Origin of the sequence: Streptomyces sp. NPDC026672, assembly GCF_040638185.1 — a bacterium.
Lineage (GTDB): Bacteria > Actinomycetota > Actinomycetes > Streptomycetales > Streptomycetaceae > Streptomyces.
In genome coordinates this window covers 1-13,604 of sequence record NZ_JBEZXS010000022.1, presented here as the reverse complement: position 1 = coordinate 13,604, position 13,604 = coordinate 1, and the positions used below count along the sequence as shown (strand labels likewise).

Sequence of the window (13,604 nt, the reverse complement as noted above, 5' to 3'; positions counted from 1 at the left end):
TATCAGGACACCATTCATTGTGAGTATAGGTAACAGTGAGCTATGATCCGTCAGTCATCGTCGGCCGGCGTCCGGCCGGCCTCCGCACACCTCCGTAGGAGCCCATGAACCCCGACCGCCAACCCTCCTGGACCGCACCCGCCGACGCGAAGGAACAGCCCCGGCAGGTGCGCCGCATCCTCACCCTCTTCCGTCCCTACCGCGGCCGGCTCGCCCTCGTCGGGCTGCTGGTCGGCGCCTCGTCGCTGGTCTCGGTGGCCACGCCGTTCCTGCTCAAGGAGACGCTGGACGTCGCGATCCCCGAGGGTCGCACCGGTCTGCTGAGCCTGCTCGCGCTCGGCATGATCCTGAGCGCCCTGCTGAACAGCGTCTTCGGTGTGCTCCAGACGCTGATCTCCACCACCGTCGGCCAGCGCGTCATGCACGACCTGCGCACCGCCGTCTACGGCCGGCTCCAGCGCATGTCGCTCGCCTTCTTCACCCGCACCCGCACCGGCGAGGTGCAGTCCCGCATCGCCAACGACATCGGCGGCATGCAGGCCACCGTCACCTCGACGGCCACCTCCCTGGTGTCCAACCTGACCAGTGTCGTGGCCACGATCGTCGCGATGATCGCCCTCGACTGGCGGCTCACGATCGTCTCGCTGGTCCTGCTGCCGGTGTTCGTGTGGATCGGCCGCCGCGTGGGCAACGAACGGCGGCGGATCACCACCCAGCGCCAGAAGCAGATGGCCGCGATGGCCGCCACGGTCACCGAGTCGCTGTCGGTGAGCGGCATCCTGCTCGGCCGCACCATGGGCCGCTCCGACTCGCTCACCCGCTCCTTCGCGGACGAGTCCGAGCAGCTGGTCGACCTGGAGGTCAGGTCCAACATGGCCGGGCGGTGGCGGATGGCCGTCATCACCGTCGTCATGGCAGCGATGCCCGCGGTCATCTACTGGGCGGCCGGCATGACGCTCCAACTGGGCGGTCCGCAGGCGTCCATCGGCACCATCGTCGCCTTCGTCTCGCTCCAGCAGGGCCTGTTCCGTCCGGCCGTCAGCCTGCTGGCGACCGGGGTGCAGATCCAGACCTCGCTCGCGCTGTTCCAGCGCATCTTCGAGTACCTGGACCTGCCCGTCGACATCACCGAGCGCGAGCGCCCGGTCCACCTCGACCAGATCAAGGGCGAGGTCCGCTTCGAGGACGTCGAGTTCCGCTACGAGGACGAGGGCACACCGATCCTCGGCGGCATCGACGTCACGATCCCGGCGGGCGGCAGCCTGGCCGTCGTCGGTCCCACCGGCGCGGGCAAGTCCACGCTCGGCTATCTGGTGCCGAGGCTGTACGACGTCACGGGCGGGCGGGTCACCCTCGACGGGGTCGACGTGCGCGACCTGGACTTCGACACCCTCGCCCGCGCGGTCGGCGTCGTCTCGCAGGAGACGTACCTCTTCCACGCGTCGGTCGCGGACAACCTGCGTTTCGCCAAGCCCGACGCCACCGACGAGGAGCTGTACGCGGCGGCGAAGGCGGCCCAGATCCACGAGCACATCGCCGCCCTGCCCGACGGGTACGAGACGGTGGTCGGTGAACGGGGCCACCGCTTCTCCGGCGGGGAGAAACAGCGCCTCGCCATCGCCCGGACGATCCTGCGCGACCCGCCGGTCCTCATCCTCGACGAGGCGACGAGCGCGTTGGACACCCGTACCGAGCACGCCGTCCAGGAGGCGATCGACTCCCTGTCGGCCAACCGGACGACGCTCACCATCGCCCATCGGCTGTCCACCGTCCGGGGGGCCGACCAGATCGTGGTCCTCGACTCCGGGAACGTCGCCGAACAGGGCACGCACGAGGAGCTGTTGGAGCAGGGCGGGCGGTATGCGGCGCTGGTCCGCAGAGACGCGCAACTGGAACCGACAAGCTGACGATATGCCGGGTTTGTGGCGATGCGCGGGTTAACGTGCCCGCATGCAGACGAACACTCCGCCACGGAGAATGACCCGACTGACGCGACGGGGCAGGATCGCCCTCGTCGCGACCGGCGCCGTCGTGGCCGGCACCGCCGTGGCGGTGCCGCTGCTGAGCCTGGGCGACGACGTTCCGGACCAGCCCGCCGCGCTGGTCGTTCCCGAGGGCTGGCGTTCGGGCCAGGTCTACGACGCCGTCGACAAGGCGCTCGCCCTCCCCGCCGGCACCACCCGCAAGTCCGTCGCGCGGGCCGGGCTCAAACTGCCCAACGACGCCGAGGGCAATCCCGAGGGCTATCTCTTCCCGGCGACGTACCCCCTGGACGAGCGGACGACGCCCCAGTCGCTGCTCCAGTCCATGGTCGACACCGCCAACAAGAGGTTCAACGCCGCCCCGATCGCGGCCGGTGCGCAGCGCAACGCGATGAACGTCTACCAGGCGGTCACGATCGCCAGCATCGTCCAGGCCGAGGCCGTCGGCAAGGCCGACATGGGGAAGGTCGCCCGGGTCGTCTTCAACCGGCTCGAACGCGGGATGCCGTTGCAGATGGACTCCACCCTCAACTACGCCCTCAACCGCAGCACGCTGCGGACCACCTCGGACGACACCAGGATCGACAGCCCCTACAACTCCTACCAGCGCATGGGCCTGCCGCCGACACCGATCGACAACCCCGGCGAGGAGGCGATGCGCGCCGCGCTCAACCCGCCGGCCGGCGACTGGCTGTTCTTCGTCACGGTCAGGCCCGGCGACACCCGCTTCACCGCCGACTACGAGCAGCACCAGCGCAACGTGACCGAGTTCAACGCCGAGCAGCAGAAGCTGCGGGCGTCGCACAGCCCGAGCCCCCAGCCCTCCGGGAAGTGAGCCGGCGGGACGTCACGCGGCGACGGGTTCGCTGTCCAGCAGCCGTCTGATGTCCCGTACGGCCGCGCGCCCCGCGCGGTTGGCGCCGATGGTGCTGGCCGAGGGACCGTAGCCGACGAGGTGGACACGCGGATCGGCGACCGCGCGGGTGCCCTCCACCCGGATGCCGCCGCCCGGCTCACGCAGCCGCAGCGGCGTGAGGTGGTCGAGGGCGGCGCGGAAACCGGTCGCCCACAGGATGACGTCGGCGTCGACGCGCTTCGGCAGGCCGGGCTCCTGCCCGGGCGGGGCGGGCTCCGGGTCCCACTCCACCCCGTCCGGGGTGAGCCGGTCGAACATCGGCAGCCGGTCGAGGACCCCTTCGGCGATCCCGCGCCGGATCGCGTCGTTGAGCGGCAGGCCCGTGACGGAGACCACGCTCCGGGGCGGCAGGCCCCGCCGGACCCGCTCCTCCACCAGCGCGACGGCGGACCGCCCGAGGCTCTCGTCGAACGGGCCCTCGCGGAAGACCGGCGGGCGCCGGGTGACCCAGGTGGTCCCGGCCGCGTACGGCGCGATCTCCAGGAGGTGCTGGGTCCCGGAGGCTCCGCCGCCCACCACGATCACCCGCAGCCCGGCGAACTCCTCGGGTCCCCGGTACCGCGCGGTGTGCAACTGGCGTCCGCGGAAGGTCTCCTGGCCCGGGTAGCGCGGCCAGAACGGCCGGTCCCAGGTGCCCGTGGCGTTGATCAGCGCCCGTGTCGCCCACGTCCCCGCGGACGACTCGACGAGCAGCCGCCCGTCCCCGCCCTCGCGCACGGCACGGACGTCGACGGGACGGCGTACCCGCAGGTCGAAGGCGCGTTCGTAGGCGGCGAAGTACTCCCCGACGACCTCGGACGACGGCCGCGCCGGATCGGCGTCCGTCAGTTCCATGCCGGGCAGGGAGTGCATCCCGTGGACCTTGCCGTACGTCAGCGAGGGCCAGCGGAACTGCCAGGCGCCGCCCGGGGCGGGGGAGTGGTCGAGGACCACGAAGTCGCGGTCCGGCCCGAAGCCGGTGCGGCGCAGATGATAGGCGCCGGACAGACCCGCCTGACCGGCGCCGATGACGACCACTTCGACCTCGCGCACAGCGTTCACACCCGAGCAAACAGCGGGGGGAGCGGGGATCTTCCCCCGCTCGGCACCGCCCGCGCGGGACGGATGGACCCGGCGCGGTCCCGTGGGCCGCAAACGTGTGGACGGCGGCTCGTGGGTCAGGATGGGGGCATGCCAGATGCCTTCACCACCAGAGTGCTGAACGTGACCACCGGTTCCCGGGAGCGGGTCGTCGACCTGACCGGCGACTGCGAGGCGTTCCTCCGGGAGGCCGCGGCGGGCCGCGACGGCCTCCTCAACATCTTCGTCCCGCACGCCACGGCGGGCATCGCCGTCATCGAGACGGGAGCGGGCAGCGACGACGACCTCCTCGCCGCCCTGCACACCCTGCTCCCGGCGGACGACCGCTGGCAGCACCGCCACGGCAGCGCGGGCCACGGCCGCGACCACGTCCTCCCGGCGATCGTGCCCCCGCACGCCACCCTCCCGGTGGTGAACGGCCACCTCGAACTGGGCACATGGCAGTCGGTCTGCCTGGTGGACACCAACAGGGACAACCCCGGCCGCCGGGTGCGGCTGAGCTTCCTCGGCTGAGGGCCGGGACCGTCGGACCTCGTGACCCGCTCGGCGGAGAACGGTGGTTGACTGACCCCGGCAGCCACAGCACCCACCTCGCAGGAGGACCCCGCCGTCATGAGCCAGCCCTACGCGTACGAGTACAAGGTCGTCACCTTCCGGGAGTCGCTGATCGGCGACGCCCTGGACTCCGACAAGCTGGAGAAGGTCCTCAACAAGCACGCCGAGGACGGCTGGGGGCTGAAGGCGATCACGTCCGCCGACGTCAAGGGCCGTATCGGGCCCGGCGCGGTCGAGGGGCTGCTCCTCACCTTCGAACGGCCGCGCCAGTAGCGACCGGGATCTTCGGCCGTCCCGAGGGCGGTCGTCGCCCCGCGCGCCTCTTCCACGATGCCGCCGACGGGTCGTCACCGTCGGCGGCATCCGTGTGCCACGGGGGTCCTGGGGGAAGGGGCGGGTGAACAAGAACCGAAGCATGGCGGAAGAAGTGGGACGACAGGCGGCTCCGAGGGGGCGCAAGCGCCGTGTCCGGCGGTGACGGCGACGGCCTGGTCCTCGGCGGCCCCGGGGACGACTTCCTCTACGGCGGCACGGGTGACGACGTCCTGTACGGCAACAGCGGCGACGACACCGCCCACGGGAACAGCGGCGACGACCGGCTGTACGGCGGTCCGGGCACGGACACCCTCTCGGGCGGACCCGGCACCGACGTCGTCCACCAGGACTGACACCGTCGCCGGTCCGGGCACCACACGTCCGGCGACGGTCCCGGACCGGCGATCCCCTCCTGCCGGAACCGGTGCCGACCTCCCGCCGAAAACAGTCGTCACCGCGCGTCGTCGAGGCTGAATTCGGCCGCTATGATGCTCGCGGTGATCATGCCGATCACCCGCTCCCGTCTTCCGCCGTCCCTTCGGACCCGGTCTCCCTCCCCGGCACCGGCCGCCTCCCGATCGCGCGCCCCACGACGGCGTCGCCCGCCTCACGACGGTGGAGCGCCGCACGTCCGCGCCGCCCGGCCCCTGCCGAGACACCCCCTTGACGCACCGACCGGCCGACCGACGGAGCGCGGAACCCGCGGGCGCTGGTCCGTACACGCAGGAGGGGCCGTGAGCGCTGCCCGAACCGCCCGGGAACGGGTCCGTGAGGAACTGACCCGCAGGATCAAGGAGGAGGCCCGGCGGCAGCTCGCCGTCGAGGGCGCGCAGCGGCTGTCGCTGCGCGCCGTGGCCCGTGAGCTGGGCATGGTCTCGTCGGCCATCTACCGGTACTTCCCCAGCCGTGACGACCTGCTGACCTCGCTGATCATCGACGCCTACGGGGCACTGGGCGACCAGTTGGAGAAGGTCGCGACCGCTCCGGGGGAGCCGGGACCGCGGGAGCGCTGGCGTGCCCTGTGCGCCGCGGTGCGCGACTGGGCGCGTGCGCATCCGCACCAGTACGCCCTGGTGTACGGCACCCCGGTCCCCGGCTACGTGGCTCCGCAGGCGACGATCGAGCCCGCGGTCCGGGTCTTCGAGGCCCTCGCATGGGCGGTGAAAGAGGCACCGGCCGGTGACGACACGGCACGCGGACGTGCCCTCCCGGACGAGCTCGCCCGCCAGTTCACGGGTGTCGGCCTGCTCGTCGCGCCGGGGGTCGCCCCCGCCGTGGTGGGTCGTGCCGCCATCGTGTGGATGCAGCTGTTCGGCATGGTGAGCTTCGAGCTCTTCGGTCATCTGGCGGGGGCGTTGGAGCCCGCCGACGGTTTCTTCGCGTACGCGGTCGAGGAGATGGCCGACTATCTCGGTCTCGAGGCGTGAAGGTCCCGCGGTCCGGCGGACGCCGACGGTGTTCGTGGGCCCGCCCCGGTGACACGGTGGAGGAGCCTCCGGTCGGAGAGGTCCTCAGGCGGTCGCCCGCCGGCGCCCGCGAAACCCCGTAACGGTGGTTCTGTGGTGCGTCCTACAGCGGGCCGAACCGGCGTGCGACCTTGGAGCCCGCCGGCATCCCCGCGACGATCGAGCGCAGCACCGAGGCCAGTGACTCGAGTTCGCCGTTGTCGAGCGAGGCGGCGGTCACGACGTCGAACGCGCGGTCCACGTCGTGGATGCGCGTGGCCAGCGCCCGCCCCTCGACGCTGAGGCACAGATGGATGACGCGCCGGTCCTCCCGGCCGTCCTCCCGGTCGACGAGGCCGCGCTCGATGAGCGTGTTGACGAGACGGCTGGGACTGCCCGTCTCACAGACGATGTACCGGCCGAGTTCGGCCAGGGTCAGGGGCGCGTACTGCTCCAGGACCGTGATGGCCTCGGCCTGGGCGGGAGTGACACCCAGGGGGCGCAGGGCCTTCGCGAGTTGCCGCTGTCCCTCGCGTTGCGCTGCAAGCACCAGGAACCGCACCTCCTTGGCAACCCTCAGCCTGTGGTCCTCGGTGGACACGAGGTCGGTGGTGTGTGACATCGGAGCCTTAGTGGTCATGTCGGGGATCCCCAGGGTAACGGCAGCGCTTTCTTGACCGAAAGACAGCCCGTTCAACTTCAGTATGCCGGGAAGTTCCATGATGGATCATCCATGCTACATCACGGATGTGTGCACGTGATCTGGCCGTAACCTGCCCCAACAACCCTTCAAAACTAGCCAGTTGAACATTGCAGGGAACCTTTTAGATATGGAACGATGACACCGCATCGATGACGTGACATCGATTATGGCGACAACGAAGTCGTAGCCCACTACCCGTGCATCAGTGGACGCCCTACCCGGCGTCACCCTTTTGGGAGAGCACCGTGACTGTTTCGACCCGCGTCACCGCTGAGGACCGTGCCACGTCGAACCCCGAGGTGGGACAGATCGTGCTGGACGAGGCCGCGGAGGCCGTCGCCGCGATCCGCCGTGGTGAACTGATCGTCGTCGTGGACGACGAGGACCGGGAGAACGAGGGCGACCTGATCGTCGCCGCGGAGTACGCGGACGCCGACGCCATCAACTTCATGATCACCCACGGTCGCGGCCTGGTCTGCATGTCCATCACCGCCGAGCGGGCCAAGGAGCTCGACCTGCCCCCCATGGTGGCCAGGAACGAGGACCACCACGGCACGGCCTTCACCGTGAGCGTCGACGGCACCAAGGAGCGTGGGGTGAGCACCGGCATCTCCGCCTTCGAGCGTGCCACCACCATCGACCTGGTGCTGCACGGCAAGGCGGACGACCTGGCCCGCCCCGGCCACATCTTCCCGCTGGTCGCCAAGGACGGCGGTGTGCTGGAGCGCCCCGGTCACACCGAGGCGTCCGTCGACCTCGCCCGCTTCGCCGGTCTCGAGCCGGCCGGTGTCATCGTCGAGATCATCAACGAGGACGGCACGATGGCCCGCCTGCCCCAGCTGGCCGTCTTCGCCAAGCGGCACGGCCTCCTGCTCACCAGCATCGAGAAGCTGCGCGAGTACGCGCGCACCAACGGCTCCGCCGCGGACCTGAAGGCAGTCACCCGTTGAGCATGCTCAGCCGGATGTGCCAGGGCGTCACGACCGGGGTCAGCCGGCCCTCGGTCGTGCGCCGGCACCTCGCCGGTGTCAGCGGCCTGGAACACATCCCGGCCCAGGGCCCGTTCGTCCTCGTCTCCAACCACACCAGTTTCGCCGACCACTTCATCTACGACGTCCTGCTGTACGCCGCGCGCGGCGACCGTGCGGCCTTCCTCACCAAGGCCGACAGCTTCACGGGCATGCGCCGGCTGTGGTTCGACGCCATGGGCGCCGTCCCGGTCGACCGCAGCGCGCCCGCCCGCGAACTGTTCGACGTCACGGGCCGGGTGCTCGCCGCCGGTCAGGTGCTCGTCGTCTACCCCGAGGGCACGCGCAACCCGGTGGCTCCGCTGCTGGAGTTCAAGGACGGCGCGTTCCGCTTCGCCGAGCGCGCCGGCGTCCCCGTGGTGCCCGCCGCGCTGTGGGGCGCCCAGGACATCCTGCCCAAGGGGAGCCGTCTGCCCCGCAGGGCCCGGGCGACCGTGGCCTTCGGACCCGCCCTGACCTCGGACCCCGACCTGCCGCGCTCCGCGCGCATCAAGGACCTCGGCCGCCGCGCCGAGGAGGCGGTCGTGAGCCTCCTGAAGGAGGTGCACGCGACCGACCCCTTCACCCGGGAGACGGCGGCGCGCGCCACCGTGTCGGTGGCCGACGAGATCCTTGAGCAGTCCATGTCCGGGACGGACACCGTCGCCGTCAAGGTGCGCCGTCAGCAGGCCCGGACCCTGATCCGCCTCGCCCGGGTCAACGACCCGGTCAGCGTCGACGCCGAGGTCACCGAGGCCCGCCTCGCCGGACTGCGCGCCCTGGAGAGCAAGGTGCTCCCCGTGAAGGTGCTGCGCGTCATGCGGATGCGCTCCCGCATCCAGCAGGTCCTGCACCGCGCCCCCGACCACCTCATGGCCCTCTACCTGATGGGCCGTTGGCACCTCTCGGCCCCGCGCTTCCTCGGCGGCAGCCGCGACGAGGCCGTACGGCACCTCGCGCGGGCGGAGGAGGTCGTCGCCGGCGCCGACACCCGGTACGCCATGGCGCACGCCGAGGCGCTGGAGGCGGCCGGCCGGCGTGACGAGGCCCTCGCCGCCCTCGGCCGGGTCGTCGCCGCCCCGGCGCCCGACCTGCGGGCCCGCCGCCGGCGCGAACGCGCCGACAGCCGGCTCGCCGCGCTCGGCGCGACCGCCCCCGGCGCCACGTCCGACGCCCACCGGGCCGCCTCGGAGACCGGTACCCACCAGGCCGTCGTGGAGACCGGTACCCACCGGACCGTCGAGGAGACCGGGTGACCGGCAACCCCCTCACCGCGGCCCTGATCGCCTTCACCGCGCCGTTCGCCCCGCTCGCCTCCGTCACCGACGGGCGGGCGGGGGAGCGGCAACCGTCCACCGTCCCGTCCGCACCCCCAGCGGACGATCCCGAGTCGGGGAGCGGAGCGTGCCAGTGCTCCGAACGTCCCCACAGGAGCGCAGCATGACCCGCATCATCCGTTTCGCCGTCCAACGGCCCAGGGCGGTCCTCGCCGGCTGGCTGCTGGTCCTGCTGGTATCCGTGCCCTTCGCCCTGCAACTGGAGGGCGCCCTCAAGGCCGGCGGCTTCTCCAGCCCGCGCGGCGCCTCCGTGGAGGCCCAGGCCACGCTCGAGAGCGCCTTCCACGAGGCCCCCAACTCGCTGCTGGTCGTCCTGCACGACGACCACGGCCAGGTCGTCGACCAGGTGTCCGCGGCCCGCGCGGCCGCCCAGCGGCCCGAGGTCTCCCAGATCACCGACCTGAAGACCCACCCCGAGTGGCTGTCCAAGGACGGCCGTACGACCTTCCTCCAGCTCAGCTTCCGCACCGACAACACCACGGTGCAGAACCTGGTGCCGACCGTCCGCAGCGACATCTCCGCGAAGGTCGGGAACGGCACGGAGGTCGACGTCACCGGCGCCCCCGCGCTGGACTACGCGCTGAACATCCACTCCCAGGAGGACGTCACCCGCGCCGAGGCGATCGCCTTCCCGGTGCTGTTCGTCGTTCTGCTGCTGGTCTTCCGCTCGGTCGCGGCCATGGCCGTCCCGCTGGTCCTGGCCGGCGTCACCCTCGCCATCACCCAGGCCATCGGCTACGGCCTCGCCCAGGCCACCGACGTCAACAACCTCTTCGTCAACATCGTCTCCATGGTCGGCCTCGCCGTGGCCGTGGACTACTCCCTGTTCATCATCAAGCGCTTCCGCGAGGAACTCGACGAGGGCCGGCCGGTCCCCGAGGCGCTGATCCGCACGATGAGCACGGTCGGCCACTCGGTGGTCTTCAGCGGACTCGCGGTCGCCGTGGCGATGTCGGCCCTGTTCATCCCCCGCGCCATGTCGTTCACCAGCATCGCGCTCGGCGGTCTCGCCGTCACCGTGGTCGCGGTCGCCATGGCCACCACGCTGCTGCCCTCGGTGCTCGTCATGCTCGGACACCGCATCAACTGGGGCACCCTGCGCCGCCGCAAGAACGCCCCGGCGCCCCAGGCCCCCGCCGCGGCCCCGGCCGCCCGCTTCGTGGGACGGCCCGCCCTGCTGCTGGCCGCGCTGGTCGTGGGCTTCGCCGCCCTCGCCTACCCCGCCGTCCGGCTGACCTGGCAGGTCCCCGTCGCCAGCGCCTCGATCCTGCCGGACGACGACAGCGCGCGCATCGGCATCGAGCGCATCAAGAAGGACATCGGGCTGCCCGCGATGTTCCCCGTGCAGGTCGTCCTGACCGCCCCCGCCGACGACGCGTCGGCCCTGCTGAAGGCCGCCGACCGCATCACGACCGAGGCCAAGCGGGCCCCCGGCGCCGACGGCGTCCAGTCCGTGACCACGCTCGGCCTGCCCGAGCAGGCGCTTCCCCAGGCCCTCGCCGACGGCGGCGCCGGACTGCCCGCCGCCGGCCGCGCCGCCCTCACCCAGCTCTGGGCGCCCGACGGGAAGGACACGCTCGCGACCCGGGTCGTCGTCACCCCCGACGCCGACCCCGACAGCGCCGCCGCCCACCACCTGGTCGACGACCTGCGGGACCGCGCCGACGCCGTGGGCCGGGGCACGGTGACGGCCCGCATCGCCGGAGCCACCGCCACCGGCAGCGACTTCGACCGGCTCGTGCTCGACTCGGTGCCGCTCGTCGTCGGCGTCGTCGCCCTGCTGAGCCTGCTGATCCTGCTGTTCGCCTTCCGCTCCCTGCTGCTGCCCCTGCTCGCCCTGGCCTTCAACGCGATGGTCGTCGCCGCGAGCCTGGGTGTGCTCGCCCTCGTCTCCGGCGACGCCGAGCACACCATCAACAGCGTCACCCCGCTGATGCTCTTCTCGGTGATGTTCGGCCTCAGCATGGACTACATGGTGATCATGATCTCCCGGATGCGGGAGATGCGGCTCACCGACGGGGTCTCCCACCGCCAGGCGGTGCTCGGCGGACTGGCCCGCACGGCCGGTCTCGTCAACGGCGCGGCCGTCATCATGGTCGCCGTCTTCGCCTCCTTCACCACCGCCCAGATCAGCATCGTGCGGGAACTCGGCATCAGCCTCGGCGTCGCCGTGATCCTCGACGCCCTGGTCATCCGGCGCCTGGTCATGCCCGCCGCGCTGCTCCTCGTCGGCGACCGGGTCTGGGGGCGTGTCCTGCGCCGCGAGGACCGTGACGCCGGTGCCGCGACGTCCCCATCCGCACAGGAGGTGCCGGGTGTCCTCTCCCACACGCCGACTCGGTGACGTCCTGGTCGTGTTCGACGGCACCCGGCGCGTGCGCTGGAGCGGTCCGCAGAACGGCGGCGCCACCCCGGTCGCGCTGTGGCCCGACCCGGCCCAGGCCCGTGAGGTGCAGCGCCAACTGCTGCGGCAGGCACCGCTGCTGGTGATCCTCGACCACGATCGCGAACCGGTCCCGCTGCTGCCCGAGGAGGTCACCGACCCGCCCGCGGCACTCGCCCCGCACCTGCACGGCGACGGCGCCCTCGTCGAGCTGCACGTCCCCCTGCTCGACTGGCTGCCCGAACCGCTGCGCGCCCGGGGCGAGGAGTTCCTGGACCAGGTCAGGACCCGGCGGTCGGCGACGCCCCGGCCGCTGCTGCCCGACCTCGTCGTGGAGGACCCCTCGGCGGGCCCGGTGCGCATCGCGGTGCGCACCAGCCCCAGGCCGCTGGCCGACCACGAACTCGCCTCGGCCGTCCAGTACGTGTTCGGACCGGACGGAGGGACGGCGTCCGCCGGCACGTCCGTGCCGCACCCGCGGAGCGCGACCGCCGGCGAACCGTTCATCACAGGAGTGGGAGCATGACGACGAGTGCCGACGAGCAGCCCACGGTGGCGGTGACGGGGGCCGGGCGCGGCCTCGGTCTGGTCATCGTCGGGTCCCTGCTCGCCAAGGGGGCGAAGGTGGTCGCCAACCACCGCTCGCCCTCGCCCGAACTGGACACCCTGCTCAAGGAGTTCCCCGATCGGCTGACCCTGGTGCAGGGCGACATCGGCGACGAGGCGACCGCGAAGGCGCTCGCCGACGCGGCGCGGGCCGTGGGCGGGATGGACGCGCTGGTCTGCAACGCGGCCATCGCGCGTGACGAACTCCTGGTGCGTACCACCGTGGAGGACTGGGACGAGGTCCAACGCGTCAACGTGCGCGGCTCGTTCCTCGCCACCAAGTACGCCCTCAAGCTGATGATGCGTCAGCGGCGCGGCCGGATCGTCTACGTGTCCTCCGTCGTGGGCCGCATGGGCAACGCGGGCCAGGCGAGCTACGCGACGTCCAAGGCGGCCCTGGTGGGACTCGCCAAGAGCGTCGCCCAGGAGTACTCGGGCTACAACGTCCGTACGGTGGTCCTCTCGCCGGGTCTCCTCGACACCGGTCTGGGCGAGGCCCTCGACGCGGACTACCAGCAGCGCATCGTGGACCGGGGCCTGGCCGGGAAGGTCGACAGCGCCCAACTGGCCGACGCCGTCAGCTTCCTGATCAGCCCCGGCGCCGACATGATCAACGCGACGGTCATCCACGCCGAGGGAGGGGTGCGGTACCCGTGAACGAACAGGAGGCCGCGCAGTTCATCCCGGCGCCGCCGGAAGCGGTCCGCGCCGTGCTGCTCGACCCCTCCGCCCTGCCCGACTGGAACCCGGCGATCCACAGCATCGTCGCCGGCGGCAGGGCCGAGGTCGGCGTTCCCTACCGCATCACCGCGCCCGCGCGCCTCAGCGGACACCTGGAGTACGTCGGCATCGGCGACGATCGCATCGAGGTGAACCTGCGGGTCCAGGGGATGCGCGAGGAGGGCTGGTGGGAGCTGACCCCCCAGGGCTCCGGCACCCGGGTGGCCCACGGCTTCACCCACAGCGGACCCCTGGCCCGGCTGCTGTCCAACGCCTACCGGGGCGTCGCCCGGCTGCGGCTCCACCGCCTGGAGGACCGGGTGGGCCTGATCGCCCTGTGACACACCGACACCCGCCGCACGGCACCCGCCCCCGCCACTTCGGGGGGCCGGCCGCGTCCGTGCGGCGGGTGCGTCGTCCTGCCCGCGCCCGACGCGAGCAGCGGCCGACGGTCCGTCTGGGGCGTGTTTCGAAAGTGGCGCCGTCCGCCCGGAGGGCGGGGCCCGCGGCGTCTGGTGCGTGCAATCGCAAGGCGGAGGATCGCCCTCGTACTGG

General features: G+C 71.9%; 15 protein-coding genes. 13 read left to right on the top strand and 2 right to left on the bottom strand.

Annotated features, from left to right (window positions below; translation table 11 throughout):
- The first annotated feature begins 104 nt into the window (after nt 1-104).
- Together AB0F77_RS24525 and mltG are read left to right on the top strand one after the other, a co-directional pair.
- On the top strand, nt 105-1,907 hold the full coding sequence (locus AB0F77_RS24525) for an ABC transporter ATP-binding protein (protein WP_361952483.1): 1,803 nt from the start codon (nt 105-107) through the stop codon (nt 1,905-1,907).
- A 43-nt stretch (nt 1,908-1,950) separates the two neighbouring features.
- A complete protein-coding gene (gene mltG, locus AB0F77_RS24520; RefSeq protein WP_361952480.1) occupies nt 1,951-2,817 on the top strand; it encodes an endolytic transglycosylase MltG in 867 nt (288 codons plus the stop codon).
- Nucleotides 2,818-2,829: 12 nt separating this feature from the next.
- Here the strand turns inward: mltG and AB0F77_RS24515 are convergent, their stop codons facing one another.
- Nucleotides 2,830-3,939 carry an NAD(P)-binding domain-containing protein gene (locus tag AB0F77_RS24515; protein WP_361952477.1) on the bottom strand — a complete coding sequence of 370 codons (1,110 nt, stop codon included), beginning with the start codon at nt 3,937-3,939 and terminating at the stop codon, nt 2,830-2,832.
- 129 nt (nt 3,940-4,068) lie between these two features.
- On the opposite strand from AB0F77_RS24515, the gene AB0F77_RS24510 reads away from it, so the two are divergent.
- The 4 genes from AB0F77_RS24510 (at nt 4,069) to AB0F77_RS24495 (ending at nt 6,275) form a co-directional block, all read left to right on the top strand.
- Nucleotides 4,069-4,491 carry a secondary thiamine-phosphate synthase enzyme YjbQ gene (locus tag AB0F77_RS24510; protein WP_361952474.1) on the top strand — a complete coding sequence of 141 codons (423 nt, stop codon included), beginning with the start codon at nt 4,069-4,071 and terminating at the stop codon, nt 4,489-4,491.
- Nucleotides 4,492-4,590: 99 nt separating this feature from the next.
- Nucleotides 4,591-4,806, top strand: coding sequence for a DUF4177 domain-containing protein (locus AB0F77_RS24505; RefSeq protein WP_059133005.1), 216 nt, complete (start codon nt 4,591-4,593; stop codon nt 4,804-4,806).
- A 191-nt stretch (nt 4,807-4,997) separates the two neighbouring features.
- Entirely contained in the window at nt 4,998-5,201 is a 204-nt protein-coding gene (locus AB0F77_RS24500; protein WP_361952471.1) for a hypothetical protein, read from the top strand.
- Between the two features lie 381 nt (nt 5,202-5,582).
- Complete coding sequence (locus AB0F77_RS24495; protein ID WP_361952468.1) at nt 5,583-6,275, top strand: TetR/AcrR family transcriptional regulator; 693 nt, start codon at nt 5,583-5,585, stop codon at nt 6,273-6,275.
- 142 nt (nt 6,276-6,417) lie between these two features.
- Here the strand turns inward: AB0F77_RS24495 and AB0F77_RS24490 are convergent, their stop codons facing one another.
- The gene (locus AB0F77_RS24490) at nt 6,418-6,933 is read right to left on the bottom strand and encodes a MarR family transcriptional regulator (protein WP_361952465.1); all 516 of its coding nucleotides are present in this window, start codon (nt 6,931-6,933) and stop codon (nt 6,418-6,420) included.
- A 308-nt stretch (nt 6,934-7,241) separates the two neighbouring features.
- Between AB0F77_RS24490 and ribB the strand changes: the two genes are divergently transcribed.
- Genes ribB through AB0F77_RS24455 form a run of 7 tightly spaced genes read left to right on the top strand, consistent with a single transcriptional unit; the run spans nt 7,242 to nt 13,390 of the window.
- The gene (ribB, locus tag AB0F77_RS24485) at nt 7,242-7,946 is read left to right on the top strand and encodes a 3,4-dihydroxy-2-butanone-4-phosphate synthase (protein ID WP_361952462.1); all 705 of its coding nucleotides are present in this window, start codon (nt 7,242-7,244) and stop codon (nt 7,944-7,946) included.
- Nucleotides 7,947-7,948: 2 nt separating this feature from the next.
- Nucleotides 7,949-9,259 (top strand): lysophospholipid acyltransferase family protein, encoded by a 1,311-nt coding sequence (locus AB0F77_RS24480; RefSeq protein ID WP_361952860.1) that lies wholly within the window; start codon nt 7,949-7,951, stop codon nt 9,257-9,259.
- Complete coding sequence (locus AB0F77_RS24475) at nt 9,256-9,447, top strand: hypothetical protein (RefSeq protein ID WP_361952459.1); 192 nt, start codon at nt 9,256-9,258, stop codon at nt 9,445-9,447. The genes AB0F77_RS24480 and AB0F77_RS24475 overlap by 4 nt, the downstream gene beginning before the upstream one ends.
- Nucleotides 9,444-11,684, top strand: coding sequence for an MMPL family transporter (locus tag AB0F77_RS24470; protein WP_361952456.1), 2,241 nt, complete (start codon nt 9,444-9,446; stop codon nt 11,682-11,684). The genes AB0F77_RS24475 and AB0F77_RS24470 overlap by 4 nt, the downstream gene beginning before the upstream one ends.
- Nucleotides 11,656-12,249 (top strand): hypothetical protein, encoded by a 594-nt coding sequence (locus AB0F77_RS24465; RefSeq protein ID WP_361952453.1) that lies wholly within the window; start codon nt 11,656-11,658, stop codon nt 12,247-12,249. Before AB0F77_RS24470 ends, AB0F77_RS24465 begins: the two co-directional genes overlap by 29 nt.
- On the top strand, nt 12,246-12,986 hold the full coding sequence (locus tag AB0F77_RS24460; protein ID WP_361952450.1) for an SDR family NAD(P)-dependent oxidoreductase: 741 nt from the start codon (nt 12,246-12,248) through the stop codon (nt 12,984-12,986). Before AB0F77_RS24465 ends, AB0F77_RS24460 begins: the two co-directional genes overlap by 4 nt.
- Entirely contained in the window at nt 12,983-13,390 is a 408-nt protein-coding gene (locus AB0F77_RS24455) for an SRPBCC family protein (RefSeq protein ID WP_361952447.1), read from the top strand. The genes AB0F77_RS24460 and AB0F77_RS24455 overlap by 4 nt, the downstream gene beginning before the upstream one ends.
- Nucleotides 13,391-13,604: the final 214 nt, after the last annotated feature.